General features: G+C 55.6%; 25 protein-coding genes and 1 pseudogene. 9 read left to right on the top strand and 17 right to left on the bottom strand.

Annotated features, from left to right (window positions below; all coding sequences use genetic code 11):
• Positions 1-19 precede the first annotated feature (19 nt).
• Positions 20-301 carry a helix-turn-helix domain-containing protein gene (locus DS906_RS00340; RefSeq protein ID WP_113788289.1) on the top strand — a complete coding sequence of 94 codons (282 nt, stop codon included), beginning with the start codon at positions 20-22 and terminating at the stop codon, positions 299-301.
• Between the two features lie 169 nt (positions 302-470).
• Here DS906_RS00340 and DS906_RS00335 read toward each other — a convergent pair whose 3' ends face one another.
• Complete coding sequence (locus DS906_RS00335) at positions 471-1163, bottom strand: sigma factor-like helix-turn-helix DNA-binding protein (RefSeq protein ID WP_113788393.1); 693 nt, start codon at positions 1161-1163, stop codon at positions 471-473.
• On the opposite strand from DS906_RS00335, the gene DS906_RS00330 reads away from it, so the two are divergent.
• From DS906_RS00330 to DS906_RS00320, 3 genes are all read left to right on the top strand, one after another.
• Complete coding sequence (locus tag DS906_RS00330; protein WP_158541251.1) at positions 1119-1730, top strand: type IV secretory system conjugative DNA transfer family protein; 612 nt, start codon at positions 1119-1121, stop codon at positions 1728-1730. The genes DS906_RS00335 and DS906_RS00330 overlap by 45 nt on opposite strands.
• A gap of 241 nt (positions 1731-1971) precedes the next feature.
• Positions 1972-2544, top strand: coding sequence for a carboxymuconolactone decarboxylase family protein (locus DS906_RS00325; RefSeq protein WP_113788287.1), 573 nt, complete (start codon positions 1972-1974; stop codon positions 2542-2544).
• Positions 2545-2768: 224 nt separating this feature from the next.
• The gene (locus DS906_RS00320) at positions 2769-3548 is read left to right on the top strand and encodes a methyltransferase domain-containing protein (protein ID WP_113788286.1); all 780 of its coding nucleotides are present in this window, start codon (positions 2769-2771) and stop codon (positions 3546-3548) included.
• A 108-nt stretch (positions 3549-3656) separates the two neighbouring features.
• On the opposite strand, the gene DS906_RS00315 is transcribed toward DS906_RS00320, so the two are convergent.
• From DS906_RS00315 to DS906_RS00290, 6 genes are all read right to left on the bottom strand, one after another.
• Positions 3657-4508, bottom strand: a complete 852-nt coding sequence (locus DS906_RS00315) for a methyltransferase domain-containing protein (RefSeq protein WP_255415354.1) — start codon at positions 4506-4508, stop codon at positions 3657-3659.
• Between the two features lie 109 nt (positions 4509-4617).
• Positions 4618-5544, bottom strand: a complete 927-nt coding sequence (locus DS906_RS00310) for a DMT family transporter (RefSeq protein WP_113788284.1) — start codon at positions 5542-5544, stop codon at positions 4618-4620.
• A 416-nt stretch (positions 5545-5960) separates the two neighbouring features.
• A complete protein-coding gene (locus tag DS906_RS00305; protein ID WP_113788283.1) occupies positions 5961-7979 on the bottom strand; it encodes a hypothetical protein in 2019 nt (672 codons plus the stop codon).
• Between the two features lie 290 nt (positions 7980-8269).
• Positions 8270-9307, bottom strand: a complete 1038-nt coding sequence (locus tag DS906_RS00300) for a hypothetical protein (RefSeq protein WP_113788282.1) — start codon at positions 9305-9307, stop codon at positions 8270-8272.
• A gap of 87 nt (positions 9308-9394) precedes the next feature.
• On the bottom strand, positions 9395-11230 hold the full coding sequence (locus DS906_RS00295; protein WP_113788281.1) for a relaxase/mobilization nuclease domain-containing protein: 1836 nt from the start codon (positions 11228-11230) through the stop codon (positions 9395-9397).
• On the bottom strand, positions 11227-11646 hold the full coding sequence (locus tag DS906_RS00290; RefSeq protein WP_158541249.1) for a ribbon-helix-helix protein, CopG family: 420 nt from the start codon (positions 11644-11646) through the stop codon (positions 11227-11229). The genes DS906_RS00295 and DS906_RS00290 overlap by 4 nt, the downstream gene beginning before the upstream one ends.
• A gap of 578 nt (positions 11647-12224) precedes the next feature.
• Between DS906_RS00290 and DS906_RS00285 the strand changes: the two are divergent.
• The 4 genes and pseudogenes from DS906_RS00285 to nhaA all read left to right on the top strand — a co-directional run.
• Positions 12225-12632, top strand: a pseudogene (locus DS906_RS00285) (Tn3 family transposase); the annotation flags it as partial.
• 130 nt (positions 12633-12762) lie between these two features.
• On the top strand, positions 12763-13314 hold the full coding sequence (locus DS906_RS00280) for a recombinase family protein (RefSeq protein WP_113788279.1): 552 nt from the start codon (positions 12763-12765) through the stop codon (positions 13312-13314).
• 66 nt (positions 13315-13380) lie between these two features.
• Entirely contained in the window at positions 13381-13596 is a 216-nt protein-coding gene (locus DS906_RS00275; RefSeq protein WP_158541248.1) for a class I SAM-dependent methyltransferase, read from the top strand.
• 485 nt (positions 13597-14081) lie between these two features.
• Complete coding sequence (nhaA, locus tag DS906_RS00265) at positions 14082-15437, top strand: Na+/H+ antiporter NhaA (protein WP_113788276.1); 1356 nt, start codon at positions 14082-14084, stop codon at positions 15435-15437.
• Here nhaA and DS906_RS00260 read toward each other — a convergent pair.
• The 3 genes from DS906_RS00260 to DS906_RS00250 form a co-directional block, all read right to left on the bottom strand.
• Complete coding sequence (locus DS906_RS00260; RefSeq protein ID WP_113788275.1) at positions 15434-17233, bottom strand: SLC13 family permease; 1800 nt, start codon at positions 17231-17233, stop codon at positions 15434-15436. The two genes, nhaA and DS906_RS00260, sit on opposite strands and share 4 nt — an antisense overlap.
• Positions 17234-17454: 221 nt before the next feature.
• Positions 17455-18420 (bottom strand): fatty acid desaturase, encoded by a 966-nt coding sequence (locus tag DS906_RS00255; RefSeq protein ID WP_233494643.1) that lies wholly within the window; start codon positions 18418-18420, stop codon positions 17455-17457.
• A gap of 294 nt (positions 18421-18714) precedes the next feature.
• Positions 18715-18957, bottom strand: coding sequence for a hypothetical protein (locus tag DS906_RS00250; protein ID WP_113788274.1), 243 nt, complete (start codon positions 18955-18957; stop codon positions 18715-18717).
• A gap of 154 nt (positions 18958-19111) precedes the next feature.
• Here DS906_RS00250 and DS906_RS00245 point away from each other — a divergent pair, with 154 nt between their 5' ends.
• Positions 19112-19846: a Crp/Fnr family transcriptional regulator gene (locus DS906_RS00245; RefSeq protein ID WP_113788273.1), complete on the top strand. Its 735-nt coding sequence runs from the start codon at positions 19112-19114 to the stop codon at positions 19844-19846.
• 78 nt (positions 19847-19924) lie between these two features.
• Here DS906_RS00245 and DS906_RS00240 read toward each other — a convergent pair whose 3' ends face one another.
• The 7 genes from DS906_RS00240 to DS906_RS00205 all read right to left on the bottom strand — a co-directional run bounded on the left by DS906_RS00240 (position 19925) and on the right by DS906_RS00205 (position 24902).
• Positions 19925-20113 carry a hypothetical protein gene (locus tag DS906_RS00240; protein WP_113788272.1) on the bottom strand — a complete coding sequence of 63 codons (189 nt, stop codon included), beginning with the start codon at positions 20111-20113 and terminating at the stop codon, positions 19925-19927.
• 338 nt (positions 20114-20451) lie between these two features.
• On the bottom strand, positions 20452-20589 hold the full coding sequence (locus DS906_RS22090; protein ID WP_158541247.1) for a hypothetical protein: 138 nt from the start codon (positions 20587-20589) through the stop codon (positions 20452-20454).
• Between the two features lie 165 nt (positions 20590-20754).
• On the bottom strand, positions 20755-21873 hold the full coding sequence (locus tag DS906_RS00230) for an alanine/ornithine racemase family PLP-dependent enzyme (protein ID WP_113788271.1): 1119 nt from the start codon (positions 21871-21873) through the stop codon (positions 20755-20757).
• Positions 21870-23003 (bottom strand): DUF1611 domain-containing protein, encoded by a 1134-nt coding sequence (locus DS906_RS00225; RefSeq protein ID WP_233494631.1) that lies wholly within the window; start codon positions 23001-23003, stop codon positions 21870-21872. The genes DS906_RS00230 and DS906_RS00225 overlap by 4 nt, the downstream gene beginning before the upstream one ends.
• Positions 23004-23999: 996 nt before the next feature.
• Positions 24000-24206: a hypothetical protein gene (locus tag DS906_RS00215; protein WP_113788268.1), complete on the bottom strand. Its 207-nt coding sequence runs from the start codon at positions 24204-24206 to the stop codon at positions 24000-24002.
• Positions 24203-24589 (bottom strand): hypothetical protein, encoded by a 387-nt coding sequence (locus DS906_RS00210; protein WP_113788267.1) that lies wholly within the window; start codon positions 24587-24589, stop codon positions 24203-24205. The genes DS906_RS00215 and DS906_RS00210 overlap by 4 nt, the downstream gene beginning before the upstream one ends.
• 43 nt (positions 24590-24632) lie before the next feature.
• A complete protein-coding gene (locus DS906_RS00205; protein ID WP_113788266.1) occupies positions 24633-24902 on the bottom strand; it encodes a hypothetical protein in 270 nt (89 codons plus the stop codon).
• Positions 24903-25152 lie beyond the last annotated feature (250 nt).

Raw genomic sequence — 25152 nt, 5'->3', positions numbered from 1 at the left:
AAAAAGCGGCGCGCCCATTATGGCTCTGTTCGACCTGCTTGGACGGCACTGGGCTATGGGAGTCCTTTGGACGTTGAGCGAGGCTGGCCCATGCACATTCCGAAAGCTGCAAGAAGAGTGCGAAACAATCTCACCTGCGGCACTCAACACCCGACTGAAAGAGCTTCAAGCGGCGGGATTTGTTCATCGCGTTGCTGAAGGATATGCGTCGACTGATCTGGGACAACACCTCTATGATCATCTTTGCCCACTCGGAGACTTCAGTAAGGAATGGGCAAAACACTTACACGCTCAGGAATAGGAGAGCGGACGCTCAGAATCATAGATTGAAGGTTCGGTTTGTCCTGCGATCCAGCTCTCTGTCACCGCTGAGTTCGTGCAGATACAGCGAACAGCTGCTTTGCGGATTCGACCGCTGCATCCAAGTGGTCTGCCAGATGTCTCCTTCGGGCCATGAGCGGCTGATTGGATTAGTGAACCTGCACTGGATTCAGGTTGCGCAGTTTCTCGGGATTTCTCATGATCAGGATCTCCTGAACGAATCCAGCCTCGTCAAAGGTTGCAGAGACAACCGAACTTGTCTGCCCATCAGCCTGAATCAAAACGCCGTGTGCTCCATTCAGATCTGCCCGCGTCCAGTCAAGCTCTGCCCAGTAGCGCCGTAATTTGCGAGAAACGAAATCGCAGATCGCGTCCCGGCCAAGGATCGGATCACGTATCGCCGCCACCTTGCCACCACCGTCTGTGCTCAACCTTGCATCCTGAGCCAGCATTTGGGCTAAGGCACCGAGCTCGCCGGTTTCCACGGCTGACTGAAACGCTGTCAGGAACTCTTCCTGGCGCGGTTCTGGTGTTGCGTGGCGTGTCTTTGTTTGGCTGACGCTTGCACGAGCTCGCGACACCAGTTTTCGACCGCCGGATTCAGATATGTCCAGGGTCTCCGCAACTTCGCCATAAGTAAGATCGAAGATGTCGTGCAACAGGTAGGCCGCGCGTTCCTTCGGGGTCAGCCGTTCCAGCATCATCATGAACGCCATCGACAGAGATGAGGCCAGCTCAACCCGCGTCTCGGCCTCGGGCGGCATGACACTATGCGATCGTTCGGTGGCCGGATCATCGTGATTTCGCAAACGCTGTCGCGCCTGCAGGACATCTATGGGCATGAAGGTGTGCGGGCGATGCTGGCAAACGCCGGGACGCAAATGTTTGCGGCCTCTGAAGATTCAGAGGTACGCGAACACGTGTCCAGGTCCATCGGGGACAAAACCGTCATGAGCAAATCGAAGTCTCGGGCGCTTGGTAAAATGGAAATGGGCAGCATATCGGAACGAGAGGAAGGCATTCGCCTGCTGCGGCCCGAACACGTTGGCCGATTGCCTGAAAATGAGGTTGTACTGATCCGCGAAGGCAAGATGCCGGTGATTGCAAACAAGATCCGATACTTCGAAGATCCGTATTTCATGCAGTTTTTGGGCGGCGATAGTCCGAAGATCAAAGGCACACACCTCGATCTTGCTGCAGATCAAGCCAGGGACACAGCAAAGGCGTTGGCTGAAGCGAAACCGGCCCCTGCCCCGGTAAAAGAGGTTTCAGAAAAAGATCAGGAACTTCAGGCGGCATTTGATGCACAGCGCACGGTCGCAAAACGGAAAAGCCGGTCAGCGAAGGATATGGCGATGGAGAAAATGAGAGCCAAACGGCCACCAAGCAGACCTCCGCTGCTTTTGTAGCACTGGGCCTCAGAGACGGCAGTAGCGCGTCGAAACCAGACCTTGCATAGTCGAGCGGATGGCCCAAAAGTTGCTCTCAACCAAGTGACGAACATGGTGCGGTGCGGTCAAGCAAACCTGCCGTTCGCAGTTTCCTACAGAGTCTTTTTTCGGAACCAAGAATTGCTTTAGGATTGCGTAAACTACGTTGGTTCATCACTTTGAGACAAAGTTATCCAAAGCAAGATTGAAAGAGAAATGAATGAAACGCCTGTTTCCATCTCTGCCGGAGAACGCGACACTCGGAAGTGTTTATCAAGCCTTTCCGGACAAACTTTCTCCGCTTTGTGCGTACGAAAGCCTTGTGATGAGGGGCGAGAGCGACCTCTCGGTTGCTGAACGTGAATTGATTGCAGCCTATGTCTCTGGCTTGAATGCTTGTGCGTATTGCCATGGGGCGCACATCGTTTTCGCCAAAGGCTACGGCATTGAGGTCGAGACAATCGAAGCACTGATGGAAGACCGCGATACGGCACCGGTCGAGGATCATTTCAAACCGCTACTGGCTTACATTGAAAAGCTCACCGTCTCGCCATCACGAATGACGGAAGCCGACGCAAAAGCGGTCTACGCCGCAGGCTGGTCAGAGCGCGCGCTGTTCGATGCTATCCAGGTCTGTGGTGTCTTTAATCTCGTGAATCGCTTCATAGAAGGAACAGGTGTCCAAAGCCCTGGCACCGACCCAAGAGAAGCGGACGAAGCCACTTTAAACCGATGCCGCAGTGACAGCTTCTATACCGATTTCGGAAGAGAGAACGGTCTCGACATCCCTTGAATTGATGTCGTTCTAACTTTCGAACGTCGACAAAAAGTTGGTCCGATAGAACGGCAGATACGTCCTTCGCTCTCGGGGCTAAATCATTCGTCGGATCAAGTCGGCGCATCCATTTATTGTTGGTGGATCCATGTTCAAGACTCAACGATCCATCCTGCTTTTCGTAGATAACCCAATTTCTGATAAGGTTTGGAGGCTTGTGGGCTTTGTAAGGGGGGAGAGAGTTGCTTAAATTTGACGCTGAGACAACGAGATTACTTGAAATCGCCTATCAAGGAGCGGAATTGACTCGGCGAAGACAGGCTTCATTTGATGCGCTGTGCCCTGCTCCCGGTGAAACCATTTTGGACATCGGATGTGGCAACGGGATGTTAACAGCAGAGTTGGCTCGCGCAGTTGGCTCGGATGGTCATGTCATCGGGATCGACCCAAGCGCTGACATGACAGCAGCCGCAAGAGAACGATGCAGCGACTACGCAAACGTGGAGTTTCGTGCTGGGGCGGCAAATAGCTTGCCCGTTGAGGATGAGAGAGCTGACAAGGCCGTCTCGGTACAGGTCTTTGAGTACATCGAAGACGTAGACGGTGCATTGGCTGACACGCTGCGGTGCGTCAAACCCGGCGGGCGCCTTGTCATCAGCGATCTACACTTTGGCAGCTTGATTTGGTTCAGCGACGAGCCCGACAGAATGCAAAAGATGCTGACTTCCTGGAACCAGCACTTTGTGAGTGGTTCCGTCCCGGAAAGACTGCCTGCACTAATAAAGGCTCGCGGCGACCATGTGGAAGATGTCTTGTCGTTCACTATGACGGATCACCAGCTAAAGCCTGATGGCCTCGCAATCATGATGATGCACCTCATGAAGCAATACGCTGTTGCAAATGACCATGTTGATCCCACTGTTGCGCAATCGTGGTTCGACGAGCAGCTCAACCTTGCAAAAGTTGGGCGCTTCTTTTTCTCCATGACCCAATTTATCGTCGTGGTGCGTAAAAAGGGTTGATCGTTCTACAATGCGCCACTTGACCTCGGCCGTGCGCGCTAAACCATCGTTATCGAGCAAAGTTTGTGGCTGGCATCTGTTTACTGTCGCGACTCGAATGCCAAGAGTTTATGGCCGCCTCGCAATCAGTGTTGCAAAGACCTGATAGCCAAAAAGTATCCCCTCTCTTGCTCGACGGCGATACTCGGCGATTAATCCATTGTGCAGATCCTCCCCAATTTCACCGCTTTTCATCAGCACTTTTCCAGTCTCTTCGACCCAGGGGAGCATTTGGTCATTGTCCAAAACACTTCTACTTTGAAGGCTGAAGTCTTCGACTGTGAATCCCGCATTTGAGGCCAGGCCGCGCAACTTGGCGACAACAAATGGGTCGGTGACAAACTCGTTCACAAATATCTTGGCGCAGGCGTCCAGAGGATCGTTTGACAAGTTTCCCAGGGACGCTTTCGAAAAGTCAGCGTCACACACCACGAGACACCCTCCCGACCTTAGAACACGCCTCGCCTCGGTCAAAAGCGGCGCCGGGTCTGCCACATGGGTAAGCACCGTGTGCATTATCACGTTATCAACTGAGCCATCATCCAGGGGCAGCGACGCTCCTCCTGCGACCTCAAACTCCACATTGTCGTAGCCCCCGACCCGCGCTCTTGCTTCGGTCACAAAGCCGACAGACGGCTCGAAACCAATGACACGCGCGGGGTTGACCTTCTCCGCAATGCGGCGCGTGACGGCTCCTGCACCGCATCCGACTTCAATGGTTAGACTACCTTCGGCAAACTCAAGTTTGGCCAGATACTTTGAAACGATCTTTTCCATTGTGGGATCGGACTGACGCGCGTCCATCGAGTCGGCAAACGCGGAAATAAACTCCGCACCCGCAGCATCTACATCTTGAAACGGATCAGCCATCCCAACCACCCTCGAATAGCGCTCAGTATTTTCTACCGAAAACCCTAGCATCACCTGAACCAAGAACAAGACGTGCCGAAATGGGTGCGCACCACCTCATCGCCCACATTATGTCGGGGCCTGATCGGCGCCGCAAAGTAGGACTATTGCGAGTGCAACACTACCGCTTCGGTGATCTTGTGAGCACGGTAGATACGGTGCGCGTTCTTCGGCTTCTTGTGATCGCAATTGCACTCAGAATTAGCGCACAAGCCCAGGCCTGAGGTAATGAGATGGCCTCGTCAAAGGCCAGAAATCCCACGGCAAACATTGTGGGTAATTCGATGCTTCCGACGACCGCAGTTTGGGAAGCCCCAATGACCGGCGAGCAGATTGTGTAGATAAGCTGGGGCACCAGAGCGGTTACAAGTCCGATACCCACAATGAGAAGCCAATCGGATTGATCCCTTGGGAGAAGCTCTCCAACCTCTGCACCGAGAATGAGCGGCGCGAGGCCCAATACAGACCCCAGAGAAACTGATGCGATGCGGGCCAAGGGCGCAATCCGGGATAACCTGTGCACCAGGACGCAAATTCCGAAACCAAACCCGAAAGGAGCGGCAAGTGATATCAGCAGCGTTGGTAGATGCGCCACAGGAACTGACGCGGGCGAGCCAGCAATGACAGCGGCGACCACAATCAGACCAGCAGCTGACAAGGCGCGCCGCGTCGGTGCATCGGCAAACACAGCCCAGGCAATGACCAGTGTGAACACCGGATAGGTCATGTAAAGCACGCCGACTGTCGACGCAGGCAACTTCTCCAGCGCCGTTACATATCCGATCCAACCAAGTCCCATCACCGCTCCGGCTGACAGGCCCCAAGTGATCTCTCGCCATTCATGTCGGTGCCGGATGAGGACGGGAAGCAGAAGAAGCGCTGCAACAATGTAGCGATAGAATGCCACAGCATAGGGTGCTACACCCTGCTCGGTTAGACTGCGGCTGAAGTAGGGAACCAATCCGAAACAGATCGAAGCAATAAGAACGCCTATTACCGCAACTGCGTGGGGGATGGACGGTCGATCTTTAGCAGATGTATTTGCCATAGTCTGGAGCTAACACGCATTTGCGATTTCGTCTCAAGAGATTCGACAAACGACGGATTTGTTGCGCTCTACGAAACAGCAAAGTCTCCTTGTAAACGTCCGCTGCGGGCTGCGACCAGCCAATTATGCAAACAGCAGAGAACGACTGCATCGAGCCCAAAGCCGACTCACACGGATACCAAATCGCGCGATTGCTGCGTAAACATTGATTGGCTGAAACACTCTGCTCGCCTAGGTAAAACTACGGTTCGTCGTGCACAGAACGAGCATTTTGACCATTACTGGCGTTCTTCGAGATCATCGTAGACCCGCACAAAGTAGGGAAACTGAGCGCGGGCCAACATGTATTATTCGACGCTATCGGATCACAAAGTTAGTTAAAGATGCGAGACATCAAGACGTCCTGATGGCCCCCCTTAATCGAGAGGTTCAGCAACCCCGATCAGAGGGGTATTCACGGGCGCGGCGATCCCACCGTAGATTGCGACTACTCCGAAGCCACCGCCCCAAGTCGATTTCTTTTCAGACTTGTCCGTTTGCGCAATGACGTCGCCATCATTCCAGTTGTTTGCGGCCCAGACTGTGCCTGCGGAATCGACAATTGCGTCGGTGACCAATTCGATGATCCCGGAGGTATAGTTCCCGATCATTTCGCCTGTCTTCACGCCTTCGGGGCAGTTTTCGACCCGTGCGCCACAAATATGAACGACGCTTTCACCGACAAAATTCCCAAACCAAAGGTTCCCTTTACCGTCCACAGTCATCCCCCAAGGGACGTTGATCGCACCCGCGTCCATCAATGTCGCAGTCCAACTGCCCGCTTCTCCAGAAATCATGTGCAGTGTGCCCGTCGGAAGCTTATCTGCGTTAGCCACAAGGTTTTCATAGGCCAAGCGGAACTCATCCATGATGGAAGCCCCATCAGGGATTGCAACCAACGGAAAGCCGGGGGTCATGTTGCTTACCGCCCAGATGTTGCCATCAAGATCAGCAGCAATTCCGCGCACCCCGACACCCACAGTAATTTGCTCGGCAGATTTCGGATCATCCGCCGGGAAGGTCGTTACAGTGTTGCCCTTAGAGTTGCTGACCCAAACTCGGTTGTTTTTGTCGATGACCACACCAAATGGTCCGGCCAGACCTTCGACTTGAACGATTTCGCCACTGTTGGGATCACCACTTGGAAAGTGCAGCATTTGATCCATCGTGGAATCGGCAACCCAAACATCGCCGTTGATGGCTGTCCCAACCCCCTGAAGGCCACCATTCTCTTTTCCAAACGAAATGCCTTCTGGTCCGACAAGTGGCTTGCCATCAAAATCATACACACCGATATTTCCGGAAAAACCACTGACCCAAACAGCGTCTTTCGTCACCGCGGTTCCCCAGCCAATGCCGTCGACATTTACACCGTTAAAGCCAGTGATTGCAGGTGACAAAGCCTTGCCAGCAGGGTCCTGCTTGACCAATCCGCCACCAATGCCTTTTACGACACTGGATTGACTGCCCGGCATCCAATTCTGACCGCTCCAGATGTTGCCATTTGGATCGATGTGCAGTTTGCCCGGCGCGTAAAGACCACCACCATCGAACCGCACCATCAGCGCAAAGTTTGCGGGAGTGTAGTCAAGGTAAGGCACGTAAGGTGCACTCAACCGCTCGCTGCCGTCAGGAATAGGCCACGCTGATTGCGACAATTGAAACAATTCGTCGGTGTTCGTCTGCGGGAACCGCGCAACATTCGACAATGCCGAAATCGTGTCACTCCCACCGGCCAGTTCGAGGAACTTGCCACATTCGGCATCTTTGCCATCTGTTGCACACAACGATGTCAGGTTGGCCAAAGAGTTCATTCTGGCCAGCGACGTCGATTGCCACGCATTGATCCCATCAACAATTCGGTCGCCCCAACCACCGGTCTCAATATTGGCAAGGTTCGCTACGTTAAGCGCCCCGACGTATAGCCCCATTTCGGGTCCGTTAATTTCGCCGTCCTTCAGGAACGCATTGATTGGCCAGATAGACCCGACGGTCGTAATGGGCGTGATCGAAACGTGATCCGGCATGTCAGCCGCGTCGGTGACCACAGCCATCAGAGCCAGTTGATCCCCTTTGCGGGCAGTGAAATATAGAACATCGCCTCTTGAAAGCTCTTGCGTGGCATAATCAATTTCGAACGCACCAGTTTCGGAAGTGTTGGCAGAGGCTAGGTTTTCCGGCGCCTTCGCAGGGGAAGCTTTCCACAAGGTGACTTCAGCATCCGAAAGGCCCTGCTTGCCAACACTCACAGTGCCCTCAAGTGCCGAGGCAACACTGGGAGACATAAGCAGCAACAAGGCAGCCAGTGCCGCAGTGCAGGTCTTTTCAGATTTGGGTTTCGAACCAGCTGCGAGACCTCGCAAACTAAAGGTGTTGGGGTGTAGATTTGAAGACATTGGGGCTCCGATCAGCAGGCGACATACGTTTTGTTAGTTAGGCACCTTTTACAAACATTGTCTAAAGAAGTCACTGCTGCGTGCACTACTTTGGAATCTGTAACGTGTCAAAACGTTCCTATTTACGCTGCAACAGCATCAGGCGGGTTTGTCCGCATCTTACCAGTTCAGGCAAGGTGCCGCGAAGGGTCGATTTTCGACCCATCCCGTACGAAAGATTCCATGCCGCCCTGTTTTGCACCGAGCCTAAATCTGGTCCTGCTGTATCTGAATAACCTTCTGCGTAGCCCCTACAAGCTATGCCCCTCATCTTCATGGATGTGGGCGGCCTGTTCGCGGGTATTGGCAATCTCTTGCACCACGGCGGCAATCTTGCTGGATGAAACCTGATGCAGCTCGCCGACAACGGCCTCAGCGCGCTCGTAGCTGTCCGGAACGCCTTGACTGTTAAAGTGGGCAGCAGCGGTGGAAATATCCGCATTTTTCCAAGTCGCCGTGGTGCCGACCGAAACGCTGTCATGATCGTTGTAGCGGGCCAGGAAGGTGTTTCCGTCGAGACCGAAGCTGTTGGCGGTTGCAACAATGTCATCACGCACTGCCAGCCATTTCTCGGCTTCCGTCGGGTCCAGGTTGTCCAACTCGGCCGCATCCATGGAAGTGGTGTAGCTGTCGTCAGCTTCAGTGTACGCCTGCAGGTCGGTGTCGTATGGGCGCAGTTCGGCAAAATCGCCCTTCAGCTCTCCGATCTGGACATCCATTGCGGCGCGCAAATGCGGATCTTCGACCTCTCGCGCAAGTGCCTCCATGTTCTCGATGGAGTTCACGATGTCCTTGGTCTGCTGCTCGTAGTTCTTGAATATGGCCTGCCCCAAAGCTGATTGCATATACTGAACATAGCGATCACCGGGCGACTGGTAGTCATCGGAATCCTGAAAACCTTTGTCGCCGGACAGATCCGCAAGGGACGAATAGTATGGGTGATAGAGATCGTATTCCTGAGCATCACTCATGTGCTGAGAAACCAATGCCCGCATATCGTTCAGATCTACTGGCTCCCCTAACCGCTCGGCAGCCTCCAATTCGATTTTCAGTTCTTCGACCAGATCTTGTTGTGCCGTATGTTCGTCAACACGGCGGTTGGCCTGGTCCTCGATGTCAGCCAGTCGGCCACCAATGGCGGCATTGTCATACCCCATACTCCGATGCTCTTTCGTGATGATGTCGATCTGCTCAGAAACGCGGTCTTCACGCGGGGCGGATTGATCAAATCTGGAATAGGGTGCGAAGTGTTCGACTTCGTTCAAAAGATAGTCTGTACGCGAAACCATAGTTTTTCCTGTGCGAGTTGGTGGATAACTCTGTGATGGGCCGGCCTGCGGCGTTGGCGCGCGCATCAGGCAGACCGGGTGACGTCCTTATAAGCTGTGTCCGTCATCGACGCCGCGCCCTTGCAAGAGCGGGTGCGTTGCGTGGGCGTGAACCTCTGAGAGTTCTTCGGAGATGGCGATGATCTTGGAAGAGGCAAGCTGGTGCAGCTCGTCAACAACGGCCTCAGCGCGGTCGTGGCGATCGGGCAATCCTTGCGCCCGGAAGTGGGCCGCTGCGGTCGAAATATCCTCGCTGCGCCATCCCATTGTTGTACCCAAAGTGACGTTTTGGTGGTCGCCAAAGCGGGCAACAAACGCCTCGCCATCGAGGCCGTAGCTGCTGGCCGTGTCGGTGACCTCCTTGCGGATCGCCGCCCACTGTTCGGCCTCTGGATAATCCAAGACATCCATTTCGGCGGTGCCCATTCCCATCATCGTTGAATAGCGGCGGTCCTCAATGATGAAGGCTTGAAGGTCCGGATCATTGGTGCGCAGATCCGCAACGTCGCCCTTCAGCTCGCCAATTTGAATATCCATAGCGACGCGCAGATGCGGGTCGTCAACCTCACGGGCCAGCCCTTCCATCTTGTCGATGGATTGCAGCAGTTCTTTGGTCTGCGTCTGGAAGTCCTCATAGACCCCCTCGCCCAAGGTGTCCTGCATATAAACCTCGTAGCGGCGTGCTGCCGGTGCATAATCTGCGGACGCCTGGAACGCCTTGTCATCGACAATGTCAGCAAGGGCGGACAGGTACGGATGGCTCTGTTGGTTGTCACGAACGTCGCTGATATGGGCAACAACCTGAGCCTTCAGCTCGGGCGCGATGGTTACCTCAGAACCGCCTGTTTCGATGTGTCGCCGCAAGTTGCTCATAACTTCGGGCGACACGTAAGACGGGTCTCCCGGCGCGCCGTAATCATCAAAATGATGGGCCTGATCCAATAGGTATTCCATGCGCGAAACCACTGGTTCGTCTCCTTCAACGAGTTGGATGGCAAACTCTTCGATCCGGTCTTTGACAGCGTTGGCGCGCTCATCAAACAGATCCGACATTCTTGCGATGGAAAGAGTCATCACATCACCGGCCATGTCGCGGGCCGTAACTTCGACGTCCGGGGTGCTCTCAACAAGTGACAGTCCGGCCTGAACTTTCCACGTATCGGTCTCCACTTCCTGCCGTAATCCGCGCTCAAGGCGGGTCGTCGCGGTCAGCTCAATGCCGTATCCTTCGGCAACCTCGACCTGGATGGCGCGCTGAACGTCGATGTTCATGTCGCTGCTCATGCCCATAGCGAGCCACTGCCCATGCTCGACGCCTCGGTTGTTCACAACGATGTGGACATGGGGGTTGTCGGTGTCGTTATGGAACACGGTCAGGTAGTCCCAGGAATCGCCAAAATCACCGCTTCCAAACAGGCGATCAGCGAACTCCAATCCGGCCTCATGCGCGGCGTCCGGATAGGTGCCTTCGGGAAAAGAAACGATCATGTGACGGGTGTAACCGTAGTTGGTTTTCCCGTTGAAATCCTCGGCCCAGGTCTCGATCAGATCACTGACCTGATCCGCATCGAGCGGGGTCACGCCATTGTCCCGGATGTCCAATACGCCCTCTGCCCGGACGGTCAGATAGTTGATCTGGCGGCGCAGTTCCTGCGCGTTTTTGACCCCACCTTTGCGGACGTGTTTCACAACCGCCTCGGGTTTTCCAACCACGGCACCAAGCCGCGCCTTGATGGATGAGGCCCGCGAGATCATGAACTTCATGCGCTTGGCAGTTTGCAGCTGCTGGCTGATCTGCTTGGACCGATCGACACCCTTCTGTGCTTCCCGGAAGGCAAGCTCCAGGAAATCCCCCGCTGTTAGATTGCGAGCTGCGGCGTTCATTCTTCCGGTGTCCAATCGTCGTCACGCAAGATCCGGCGAATGGCGGCCTCAGGTTCCCGGTTTCGCCGGGCCGCTGTGATCAGCGCCTTCAGGTCTTGCCGGTGCTGGATGATCGCACGATGGAGGTTTTCGACGTCGCGCCGGTCGTCATCCGTCCAGATGACCGTGCCGCGCTTGGCCGATTTTGCAAGTTGATTGAGGTTGGTGTAGCCCCCCTGAACCTGCCGCAAGTGCTTCTGCCAGAGATCGACAACAGCGGGGTCAGGATCGAGATACCCGATCAGACGATAGATCAGTCGTTGGATGACTTGATTCCGGCTCTTGGCCCCAAGCGACTGCACAGCCTCCTCCAATCGCTCCAACGCATCTGACGGCAATCGAACAGAGAAGACAGTGGTGTCGGCGGGCTTGCTCAATATATACCTCTGGTTGTATTTGTTACTTGTAACACAACTACCTTATCCTGTCATACTCTCCAAGAGGAAACCGGGGGTGATTTCAGAAATCCGCATTTTCTCAAATTGCCCTCGGAACAGTTTTGCTCTTGGAGGCAATCTCCACGCCGGGGAAAGGGTCCCGCCCCTTTTCCAGCCAGCAGGCGTGGGTGCCGGTGGACTGGCGCAGGGCAATCACGCAAAGCGGGAGCTGCCCGAACAGCGCCCGTCACATTCCGGCACGTTCAAGGTCAGTATGGCATTTTCCGCGCGCCTCAGCGCGCTCTGTTTCCCGCCGCTTGCGCGGCGGGTTTGGCAGGGTTGTCTGCTGCCGCGTCGCGGTGGGACAGTACCCCTGCCCGGCCGTTGGACCGCGCGCCACCTTTGGCGCATATGTGGTCCGGCCTGCGGCCGGAGCAGAAGAAAGGGCGGCTTGCGCCGCCCTGCCCTCTGCTCATTCGGTGACGGGATCGTCATCGGTGCGCTTCGGGAAAGCCACCATCTCGACGCCGGGGAACATGCTGTGCTTGACCTGGATCGAGGTTATGGTGCCGGCCTCAACCTACAAGGCGCTTGCTGAACTGGGTCGGGCCATCAAGACCATCTTCCTGTGCCGCTATCTCCGATCCGAGGGTTTCCGCCGCGAGATTCATGAAGGTCTGAATGTGGTCGAGAACTGGAACAGTGCCAACGGTTTCGTGTTCTTTGGTAAAGGCGGAGAGATTTCCAGCAACCGGATTGCCGATCAGGAAGTCTCGGCCCATGCCTTGCATCTGCTCCAAGCATCCCTTGTCTATGTAAACACGCGTATGGTGCAATCCGTGTTGTCAGAACCGGGATGGGCAACCCGCTTGTCCGAGCGGGATTACCACGGCCTGACGCCACTGATCTATTCCCATATCAATCCGTATGGCCGGTTCGATGTCGATTTGGAAAAGAGGATCGACTTCGGAGCAAGGGCGGCCTGATCTGTGCGTCACAAAAGGGTACACCCGCAGGAGACAGGCCGCTGTGACAGCCCAATATGTCACAAATAGGTGGCTATGCGCCCATTGTTACAGTATCAGGGTGCAAACTACCCTAATGTGACAGTTTCCCATGCCCAAGATCGGTTACGCCCGTGTCAGCTCATCAAGTCAGGATCTGGATATTCAGAAAGCCCAGCTAGAAGCCTCGGGCTGTGAGGTCATCCGCTCGGAAACGGTTTCCGGCGCGTCTCGTGATGATCGTTCTGAGCTGGCAACGGTGATGGAGTTCCTGCGCGATGGGGACGAGTTGGTGGTGCATCGTTTGGACCGCCTTGGCCGATCCACTCGTGATGTATTGAATCTGGTGCATGAACTGGACGCCAAAGGTGCATCGCTGCGCGTGCTTGAACCCGAAGTTACCACGACCGGAGATATGGGCCGCATGGTCATTACCGTTCTCGGCATGGTGGCGGATATGGAGCTCAAGTTCATCCGCGACAGGCAGCGCGCCGGGATCGAGGCCGCTAAGGGCAAGGGCGTCTACAAGGGGCGGCGGAAATCGGTTGATGATGAGGAAATCCGGCGATTGGCTAACGAGGGCACCGCAAAAGCCCAGATCGCGCGTGAACTAGGGATTTCAAGAATGACCGTATACCGGGCGCTTGCTGATACAGACGTCTGAACCAGCCCTTCGTGTTTCGCGCGGCGGAAGTCTTCGGAGCGAAGATACCCGCCAAGGAAGATGGATTTGACGCAAGAGTTATACGATGCGGCAAACGAGATTTCGGAAGGGGTCAACTTGAGCGACAAAACCGTGTTCCTTCAGGGTGATTCAACAAACCTTTCTTTTCCCGACAACCATTTCGATGGTGCGGTTCCAGTTCACGTCGCTATGAACGTCCCGGAAAAGGCTACGGTCTATGCCGAGGCGCGACGTTTTCTCAAACCCGGCGCAAGGTTTTGAATTTATGACATTTTGCAGGGAGAAGGCGGTGAGTTTTGTATCCGGCACCTTAGGCTTCAGAACCTTCGATCAGTCATCTCGCGACATCCGAGGAAATGTCCACGCATCTATTGGCCGCTGGTTTCAAAATTCTGAGTGAAGCGGACTCAACTTTGGAAAGTCACAGCTGGCTCAAGGAAAGAGCCGAAGCACCGAAGCCTGACAAACGACTTCTGGTGACGATCCAGCTATTGTTCGGAGCCGTTCGTGGGGAAATGACAAAGAACCAACTCCGGGGCTTCATGAATGCCGGATGCTAACCTGCTCCTTAATTTGTGAAGCCTAATCAACCGTTTCCGCATTGTCCGTTTCTCAGAAACTGAAAAACCTGCTGGTGAATATCCTGCGTGGATGGCACCTGCATAGCAAGACATTGATCCACGTGGTCATTGCGTCCACGCTTCAATGGCGTAGTCTCTTTTCACCCGAATTGGCGTAGTTGTCCCATGATAGACAATCATCAAAGCCTGCCCCAAGAGTCCGCCGATAGAATAACAAAACCCTTCGCTCGCTTCCTAGAGATCCAAGCGGCCGCGAGTGGGCTCCTGTTCCTGGCTGTTCTGCTGGCTTTGGCGCTGGCAAACTCGCCTTGGCAAGAAGGCTTCCTGGGCTTCTGGAAGACCCCAATTGGCCTGACATTCGGTTCGTTCGATTTCACCCGCTCGCTGCGACACTGGATCAACGACGGGCTGATGACCCTCTTCTTTTTCGTGCTTTCTCTGGAGCTCAAGCGCGAGATCGTACTGGGCGAATTGCAAAACCCGCGACAGGCCGCCCTGCCATTCGCGGGCGCTTTGGGCGGCATGGTGGTGCCGGTCGCGCTCTATCATTTGTTGATGTCCGGGCAGCCCGGGGCGCACGGCTGGGGAACCGTGATGGCAACCGATACGGCGTTCGTGATTGGGTGCCTGGCGCTTTTCGGAAGGCGGATCCCGTCCACCTTGCGTCTGTTCCTTCTTTCTCTGGCCATTTTTGACGATATTGGCGCAATTCTCGTAGTCGCCTTCGGTTACGGGGAAGCGTTGAACTGGTCGGCGCTCGGTTTGGGTCTGCTGGGAATTGGTATCGTCGCAGGCGCCTCGCGCGTCGGGATCAGAAGTGTCCCGGTTTTTTTTCTTCTCGGTGCGGCAGTCTGGCTATGCATCGACGCCTCCGGCGTTCACGCGACCAGCGCAGGGGTCATTCTGGGCCTTATGACGCCGACGCGCATATGGGTAAGCGATGCCCGGCTGCATGCAATCCTTGGGCGCCTACGCGCCGTTCCGGCCGGCGATCGGCAGCAGGGAGATACCGCAACCCGCCATAACCTGCGCCAAGCAAGCAGAGCGGTCACGGAGGCACTCTCGCCAGTCGAACGGCTCGAGACAATGCTGCACCCTTGGGTCGGCTTTGCAATCATGCCGATCTTCGCGCTGGCAAATGCCGGCATCACGGTTCAGGGTGCCGATTTCGAACAACCGGTCTCCTTGGCGATAATTGTCGGCCTGGTGTTAGGAAAACCGATCGGCGTCCTCGGGTTCAGCTGGCTAGCTGTCCGATCAGGCCTGGCAGTGTTAGCGCCGGGCTTGTCGGGGCCGTTAATTCTGGCCGGCTCGTTTCTAACTGGTATCGGTTTCACGATGTCGCTGTTCATAGCGGGCTTGGCCTTCGATCCGGCGACGCTGAATGCCGCAAAGCTTGGAATTCTCTCAGGATCAGCTATTGCCGCAACGGCCGGGATCCTCATGCTGCTCCTGCTGACAATTCATGCAGCGCGCGCAAAATGCGCTACAAGCACCGCAGAACAAGACCGGATACCCTAGAATGGGAAGAATACCGGGATCACCCCGACCACGGCTGCGCCGACGATAAGATTCATCGGAACGCCGATCCTGAGGAAGTCGGAAAACCTGTAGTTCCCTGCGCCATATACCAATGTGTTGGTCTGATAGCCGACCGGAGTGGCGAAACTTGCACTTGCGCCAAACATCACAGCGACGACGAACGGCTTTGCGTCGACACCGAGTTGTTCCGCAACACCGATCGCGAGAGGTGTAACGACGACGGCAACGGCGTTGTTGGTAACCGCCTCGGTGAGCGCCGAAGACAGTATGTAGATCGCAGCGAGCGTAACAATTAGGGGCAACTCTACGAGAGTCGGCACCAATGTCTCCACGATCAGGTTGACAGCTCCTGCATTCTGCATACCGCTTCCGACGATTAGCATGGAAAAGATCAGCACAAGGACGCTGGCGTCGATGGACGCCCAGGCTTCGCCGCTGTCGATGCACCGGAGCACGAGGATGGCAGCGACCGCGACAAGGGCAAGCACGCTGATCTCGGCGAACCCGGCTGCGGCGAGCGCCACAACCGCGAAAAGCGCGAACAGAGCTAGCGGCGCTTTCCCGCGGCGGAAGGCGCGGCCCCCGGCATCCGTGATCGCGGCAAGATCGCCCGCCTCGGTCATTCGGGCAAAGCCTTCAGGTGTTCCTTCCAAAAGCAGCTTATCGGCGGGGCGCAAAAGCGCCGTCGACAGGTCGGGTCCAAGCACTTCCCCATGTCGATGGGCGCCAAGAACACGCATGCCGTATCGGTGCCCCATGGCAAGCTGGGCAATGCGCACTCCGCGGCTTCGGCGTGAAAGCGTCACGATAGCTTCGGCGACGATCAGCTCCGAGGTGTTTTCGGCCGCTGGCCCCTGGCGCAACCCGACTTCGATCCCTTCAAGTTTCCTGAGGGTGAGCAGTTCTGATGTCGCAACCTTGGCAATGATCCTGTCGCCCGGTTCGAGTATGTGTTCACTCAATCCCTCTCTCTTGACTCCAGACCGCGCACGGATGCCGACGATTTCAACACCTCTTCGGCTGAGGGCGGCGATTTCATGAATCGTTCGACCAATATTCGGGTAGTCCTCTTGCGGGCGTACCTCGGTCAAAAAAGTCGCTTTATCGTCGCCGCCCTGTTCCGCAATATCCTTTCGGTCCGGCAGTAGGACAGGTCCAAGCAGGAGGAGCGCCACACCGCCTGTGGCCGCGGCCACCAGACCGACCGGTGTGATCTCGAAAATTGAAAACGGTTCCAAGCCAGACGCCTGGGAAACGCCGTCCACCAGAAGGTTGGTCGACGTGCCGATCAGAGTACACGTCCCGCCCAGGACGGACATGTAGGATAGCGGAATCAACAGGCGTGTCGCAGCAAAGCCCAGGCCTTGCGCCAAACGAATGGCCACCGGTATGAGAACGATGACGACCGGCGTGTTGTTAACCAGACCCGAGGCGACTAGCGTCGCGATGAGAAACGCCGCTATACCAGCGACCGGGCGCTTGCTCCCTGCGGCGACAACCTTGTTCGCAAGTGCGTCGAGAAGCCCGGTTCGGACCAGCGCGCCGCTGATTACGAACATCGCGGCGATCGTTATGGGTGCAGGGTTCGAAAACACTGCCAGAACTTCATTCGTGGGGACAAACCCCAATACGACAAACAGCGCGGCGGCCCCCGCAGCGGTTACGTCCGGTTCGAAGCGCTCGGAAAGAAATGCTGCGAACAGAAGGATGACAATTGCGAGCGCAAGATAGGGTTCATAGTCGGCTATGAGATCAATCAGTCCGCCCTCCTTCATTCATACCTTTGCCGCTGACGATATGCCGGTCGCAGCATCCACCTTCCTGAATAGAGCGACAACTGAATAGTCAGCCCAATTGTCCCGACAATACTGGCTCAGAAAGAAACTCTACTGGCACAGACGTGGCCGTCCGTGGAGCAACAAATGTCCTATTGAGATGCTCCCAGTTTCCTATCCAACGCACCAATTCACTGACCAGTGGCAATATTACGCAAGGCTCAGGTGGGAAGTGCCCGGGCCTCTGCAAACGACAGCAATCTGCGGCTTTTCTCATCCCAAAGGTGCAGTCGCGCGCAGCGGAAGCTTTCCCAAAGCGTAATGCGTCTGGTCTGTGCCAGGACGTCGTGATCCTTGACTACGTCGTGTAAACGGTAAAACGGGATGCGGCTGGCCAGGTGATGCACATGGTGGACTCCGATGTTCCCGGTGATCCAGCGCAGGATGCCGGGCAGAGCGTAGTGCGAACTGCCGTGAAGGGACGCGTCCCGGATGTTCCAGTCTTCCTCGTGCCGCCAGCTGGTTTCCTCAAACTGATGCTGCACGTAGAAAAACCACATGCCGGCTATTGCGGCCAGAAGCATCGTCGGTAGGAAGACGAACAGCATTACCTCCCAACCGCCCAGCAAGACAATCACTGTCAGAGTGAGGCCAATGGCAACATTTGTCGCCATCGCACTCAACCAGTAGCGCCAGCCGGACCGCATCAGGTGTACTGGCAGCCGGTTGTGCAGGAAGAACGTGTAGAACGGCACCACCCCGAACAGGAAAACCGGATGGCGTAACAGGCGGTAAAGCGTACGGCCTGGCCATCCCTTCCCGCGGTACTCCCTGACTGTCAGCACCGGCAGGTCTCCGATGCCCCGCCGGTCCAAGTTTCCGCTCGTGGCGTGGTGGATCGCGTGGGTCTTGCGCCAGACGTCGTAGGGTGTCAGCGTGATAACGCCGATCACGCGACCGATCCAATCGCACAGACGCCGGTCGCGGAACAGGGAACCATGCCCGCAGTCGTGCTGGATTATGAACAGCCGGAGCAGGAAGGCTGCATTCGCCAACGCGAGAGCCAGTGCCAACGCGGTGCTGATCGAGAGCACCCACCAGGCAACCGCCCATATTGCCACGAAAGGCGCGAGCGTGACCGTCAGTTCGAAAATACTGCGAGAGGGGATTGGCTGCCGGTACTTCATCAGGGTTCGTGTCCAGTCTGATACGGTCAGCCGCGCCTCTTCCTGTCTTGGACCGGTTACACCGGAGGGGTATCCCGCGCCGGGTGCCCCGCCCGTGACGGGCAAGGGTCCTGGCTGGACCCGCGCTTGCCGCGCGGTCGAGGCAGATCCGGCAGTCTGCATGTCGGTTTGGATGCTGCCGTCTTGGTGGCCCATGCCACCCGGCATGTCCTGCTGGTTGGGCTGTTGGCCCCGTGCGTTATTCGAGTTGGACGAAAACGGCATGGGCGATATCTATCTCGCTGAAATTATGTGTCATCCCGGCGGCCTCCGAACGGAGTTCCCGCTAGCAATGATCCGGTTGATGAGAACCGCCACGGACCGATGCGCCTCTATCTCTCCATCAGTTACAGCCGCGGTTTCATGCGTCTTTGCAGCATCGCGAAGGATGCCCATGATCTCACGTTCTGCGAGAAGCTTGTGATCGTTCATCGCCAGCAGCATCGACTCGCAGATTGCGAGGGCCGCCATTCCCGAGAAGACCTGTTCGCTACGCATTTTGTGACTTCCTTCCAGGTAACGGTTAAAGTAACGCGCGACCGGGCGGCCTCGCTTATCACAAGCATCTTCGCAGAAAAAAGGCTATGTTGGGCTAACCGAAAGCAGTCTCTGCACGATTGCGTCTGGAGCTTTTCCGGCTTGTGAGGCCCCGATGACGGAAATCTTTGAAAGCCCGCTGACACGGAAGCTGCAAGTCTTCGTCGCCTTGTCTGACGATGAATTGGACGTTTTGAAGCGTTTGCATCTGCGCCGCCGGTCCTTCACCGCGGGGCGTGATCTTGTGCATCAGGGGCAGTCGGATCAGGCCGCCTACATTCTGGCCGCTGGTTGGGTGTGTTCCTACAAGCTTCAGCCGGATGGAACCCGACAGATCGTAGACTTCCAGATACCAGGGGATTTTCTTGGCTTGCGCAGCGTCCTGCTGCGCACCTCCGACCACAGTTTCGAGCCGGTCACGGACATTCAGGCGGTGGAGGTTTTGGGGGGCGACCTTCTGGAAGCATTCGAGAAAACGCCTCGCCTGGCGGCAGCCGTTCTCTGGGCAGCATCACGGGACGAAGCCATGGTCGTCGAGCACCTCGTTGGGGTTGGCCGACGCGCCGCAGATGCGCGCATGGCGCATTTCTTCTTGGAACTGGCGGAACGGCTGAGGCTGGTCGGAATGGGGAGCAAGAAAGGATTCACTTGCCCTTTGACGCAGTACCATCTTGCTGATGCACTCGGCTTAAGCGCCATCCATGTGAACCGTGTTTTGAGGCAGCTTCGCGAAAAACGGCTGCTGACCTTTCAGGACGGCCGCGTGACGTTCGACGACTATGACGGATTGGTGGCCATTTCAGGTTTCGATACGGCGTATCTGGATCAGACCGGCCCACTTTTGAAATGAAGGAGGCCGCCCTTCGCTAAACTTGGGCGGCCTGATTTTCTTCTAAGACGAGATAAGTCAGTAATAAGACGAGATAAGTCAGATAATCTCTTCTGCAGCCGCGTTGAGTTCCCTGTCCGTCTCGTCGTAGTTATTCGCCTCGTGCGCTTTCTCGGCAGCCTGGTAGTGTTCCAGCGCCCGATCCTTTCTGGGACCGGCAGGCGCTTTGTCACAAGCTGCTTTGACCGAGGTCATCTTCTCGGTGACATTGGTTTGTTCAGGCGTCATTAGAATGTCCTTTCCTGGACATTCCGAGAATAGGAAACGCTGGGCAATGCGGCTCGTTTCAAAAACCGCACGCTTCACGCGCTTCTATTTTGCTCGGAACTGAGTGCCGCCGGAGATTCGGCAGGCACGAAGCCATGTACTCATCTTCTCCGCCCCGCAACACTGACGCAGGTTAGCTTGGGATAAAGCCACACCGCCTGGGTAATGATCTGAGGGGGAAATCGGTGACGCTTGTAGCTGCTGGATGTTGAATTCATCGATGTCACCTACGTCCAAATCATATCATCGGCAACCGAACGACGGTTAACGTGACGACACCGTTCAGACCCACCGGATTTTCATGATTTCTTGGGGTCAGACTTGACCTGTTCCGGGCCGATGAAGGCAGGTTTGAGTTTGGGTTCGACTTCTGTGTCTTCAGCAGCCTTCGAATTCAGCAACGCTGCCGCTCTGATCGTCAGATCCTTGAAAGACATGCTTTTTCCTTTGATTGCCAACAAGTATTTCGAACTCGCGATGGAACATAAAATTCACTTGTGGCTAGTGCACATATAGGTGTTGGAGACCCGATTTACTATGGGCTACCAAGAGATCGGTTCCTCTATCGTGATTTGATGCTGCCTCAATTTGAGCTCATCGGCCTATATCACCGTTGGATGCACACGATCCGGTTCTATCACAGCTCCGTTCCAAGTTGTTTCACTGACAAAGACCTTTTCGACATCGGTCGCGTTCATCGCCCTCATGAGCGCACCGTAGTTCAACTGACACCTGATTTCGGCCCCAACCTGCAAAGCGCATTTGGAGGTTTCAGTGACAGTGTGATCACTCGTCGCGCCGACAAATGTGATGTCCGTAGGAAAGCTCAGCCCGCCAACATTCGTGTCCTGCAGCCCGACAGCAAGAACCGAACGGGACTTGCTGGAACTATCCTGCACAAGACGCAATGCCAAAAGAGCCGGATCAATCAGACGCAAGGGAAAGGGCCTTGTCTTGAACTTTGTTTCGATCACCTCGACCACAAGAGTGAACGCATCTGTATGAAGCCCATCTATCTGCTCGCCGGAAACGGGATCGGTGCCCAACAGGATCGCCTCGCCCAGGCGCAGTTCGTTGATACGTCCCTTTGTCGGTAGATCCAAAGCCCAAGGTAAATTGGCGGAACTGCCTCCTGATACGGTCTCAAGAAATGGGCCGCAAGCGCCCTCGATTTCGTATGCGAGCGTCGTTACGACCTCCATTGCATCAGCGTTCGGAGCAATGTTGCCCAGGCAGGCGAAGTTGGCACCAATACCTTTGAGAGCTACGCCAGGCATCTTCATCACCATTGTCGCGATACGCTCAAGATCTTCTGGCATTATCCCATCGCGCATATCTCCCATCTCAATCATCAAGATAACGCCATGCACCTCGCCTTTGAATAGCGCGGCTGCGGAAAGTTCCGCGATAACGTCTATCTCTGTATTGTAACTGGTTTCACAGGTCTCGATGATTTGATCGATTTCGCTCAGCATAGGAGAGCGGATCATGGATATTGGGCAGATGATGCCGGCGCAACGCATGCGCTTTACGTTCGCGACCCGGGCATCGGCCAACTGGGAAACGCCGCTTTCTAGCATGGCATGGGCGACGGCTGGGTCACCGCAAACAGCCTTTGTCACGCCTGTCACACTGATCCCGTGCGAAGCAAGATGGTCCACCAGAAAGCGCGTATTCTGGCGGATCTTGCACAAGTCGATTTCGATCCGCGGCGTCGTCATTCGGCAACCACACGCGGCAATGGCCGCAATTGGGGATAGGCAGAAAGAACCAACTCTGCCAAGTGCGCCGCTGGTCGGAGCAGAGCGTCAGTCACTGGGAGACAGAAGTTGCGTGAAAAGCCCCTGATGGCTGTTTCCACCTCGGTGTTCGTCATTCCTTCATGATTGAGCGTGACACCAATCACTTTCGTTTTGGCGAAAGCTTCGATAAGTTTTATCTCGAGGCGCGGATCGGGCATCGGCATGTTGGGAAAATCGCAACGGTGGGTCCGTTTGGGGGCGTGTTGCAGAATGACGGCGTGTGGCTGGCTACCGCGAAGAATGAATGCTGATGTGCAGAAAGCCGGATGGCTGAGCGCGCCTTGGCCTTCAATTAGGATGACATCTGGTTGTTCCTTTTCGGATGCCGCAACAATGACACGCTCAAGCTCGCCACAGCAGAACTGAGGCGGCACTGCATCCAAGGCAATACCATACTTGGCTCCCTGCATCACGCCGGTCTGACCGGTTCCGACCAAAACCGTCTTGATCCCCCGTTCATTCAGGGCATTCGCCAGCAAAGTTGCCGTGGTCCGCTTTCCGATTGCGCAATCAGTGCCCAACACAGCGATACGGATCGCTTCAACATCTGCAACGCAGCCGTCAAACAGACGCATGTTCTTGCTAGGCTGCGGCTTCCGAATGTCCCGAATGGTAACACATCCAAACTGGGCGGCTGAGCCAATTTCGAGATCGTCGCCGAGATATTCGTGTAGCCCACTGACGATATTCATGCCTGACGAAATCGCGTCCAGAACAACGCCTCTGTCTGCCGTGGACAATGTACCACTGGACGGTGCCATTCCATAGATCAGAGTGTCTGGGGCTACCGCTTCGTGAGCGATGGCCGCGCTAAGATCGCCATGCACTGGAATGCCGTTGTCGATACCATCGAGAACCTCGCCGCTGTCACGCCCTTCTAGAGTGCTGTCAATTACTGACAGAACACGAAAGACCTGCGAAAACCGGACTAGACCGTTTGCAGTCTTGCCGTCAGTCTTGCCGAAATTCCCTTCACAATAGACGGTGGCGGTTGGAGCGTCATAAGAGATTATCTTAGGAGGGTTGTCTGGACAAATTGAGAGTTCCATCGGCGGCGCCTGTGCTGCTCTTGCGACCGGTCTCTTCATTTGCGCTAAATGATCTTCCGTTTTCATGTCCGTTCCTTTCTATGTCGAGCCAAACCCGGGACAATGAAGCCACCAGGGTCAACGAAGTGACGCCTGATTTGGGATCAGCAGGCTTCGCGTTAGTTGTTCAGAACGCAAACGCCCTTTGATCGCTGGAAATTTCGGTGGCACTCCCAGCGGTTTCCGGCCCTGTCCAAGTGGGCGTTGGCCGGTAAGTCTATGAAAACGCATCCACTGGCAGTTTCCGCATACCCGCGGTCACATTTCCAACCTTGTCCATGGGAGGCATCGTCAAAGTAAGCGTTCTCGGGAACAATAACCGGTTCACAAGCGCCAACTCGCTGGAAGTACCCGCGCTCGCATGTCCAGGGTTGCCCATAAGACGATCCATTCAGAAAGGCATCGGCAGGTACCATGATTGGGGCACATATCTCACCTTCAGCCCGATAGCCCCGATTGCAAACCCAGACATCACCATAAGACTCGCCCGACAGGTATCCGTTGTCAGGTACTGCAACTTCCAGGCAAGTCTCGTCAATTTTCACGTAGCCGCGCAGGCACCGCCAACTTTTTCCTGAAGAGGCGAGATATCCGCCTTCGGGTACGGGTACTTCGACACAAGCCAGGCCATTTTCTTCTAGAAATCCATGCAAACAATCCCAGCCCCTGCCATAGGTCCTGTTTGTTGCGTAAGCATTCTGAGGGACTATAATGGCGACGCAAAGGTCGTCTTCGACCCGGTAGGATCGGTCGCATTCCCATCCGTCCCCGTAACTCCTGGAGTGTGCATTCTCAGGCATGAGGGCGTCTGCAGATTGTGCGAACACAGGGAATGCGAATGACGCGAAGATACCAGCCAGAATGTACATTCTTACCGAAAGCCGTTCTGACGGTTTCTTTTTGGGCAATTTTCTAGGTGTCATAACTGGCTCCCTTCTGACCTAATGGCATCGGCTTTTATTCTTGGGTTTCAGTTGCCCTGTTAAGGTCGTGTTGGGTGCGCCACGACTCAGGCCGTTCGTCTCGTAGTGGTGGCACGTCTTCGTTCTCGATAGTTTGGATAGGGTGTCCCGTCAGTTCCGCTGATTGAACGGCCATCGTCATCACAAAAGACAGCTTCTGCAGCGCCATTTCAGCCAACGGTTTTGGTGTGGCATGTTTCATCCCTTTTCCACCGTGTTTTCCGCGCGTTCCGGCGGCTTGTCGACGTCAAGGCCGGCAAGACAAGCTTGAGCGATGTCACGGTCCGGAACACCCGTGCCCGGAATGGTTGCCCAGCCTGTCTCCATGACGGCATCGTGGCGTTTGTAGGTTGTGGCTTTTCGAATAGTGTCAATATGTGCAACCCGATCCGGATCCACGCGTGCCATATCGAGGCAGACCGGCACCATCGCCGCTATGACTTGGTTTCGAGCCATCGCCGTCGCTCTGGTATCTGCGGTTCCGCCAGTCACCCAACCGCCCCATGAAAATCCAACCACACTGACAAAGACCGCACCGATCACGGCCCCATAGATGCCAGGTTTCAGCCATTCAGGAGTGTTCATTTCGAATCCTCCAGCGGAGAAAGCGCCGCCTCGCTATCATTTTTCAGTCTGGGTCAATGCGCCGGTCCCGGCGCAGCGCCGTTTCTAGGTCTTTCTCGGTGATTGGACGCTGTTCGGTGCGACCAATCTGGCTCCCTTTCCCATGGACGACCAAGTAGGTCCCAGTCCGGCGAAAGGCCTCAAAGCTGAGGCTTTGCAAAAGCTCTTCTTCGACGACGATTTCATATTCTCCTGCGGCCAGCTCGTCCGAGTAGCCCGGCAATACAAACGCATTGGCAAAAGTCACCATCGATCTCGACGATCGCGTGCTCATCCCTGACCTCCAGACTGTCTGCGGGTCTTTCCCGCGCCATTGTCACTCACCACCAGATTCCAGGGGCTACATGGTCGAACGAACTCCCTCCTTGTATCTCATGATCATTCGACGGGCGCTGACGCATGTTAGTCTCGGCTACCGGAATGCAATCTACCGAAGGTCCCTGGACCGCCAACTGGACTGACCTGTGTAAGGGCACCGCGACGAGCGATCGCGTAAAATTGGTTAAATCTGAAAATGCTCCACC

The organism is Ruegeria sp. A3M17, from assembly GCF_003318255.1.
GTDB lineage: Bacteria > Pseudomonadota > Alphaproteobacteria > Rhodobacterales > Rhodobacteraceae > Ruegeria.
The sequence above is the reverse complement of the archived record's forward strand: the minus strand, read 5'-3'. Positions and strand labels throughout refer to the sequence as shown.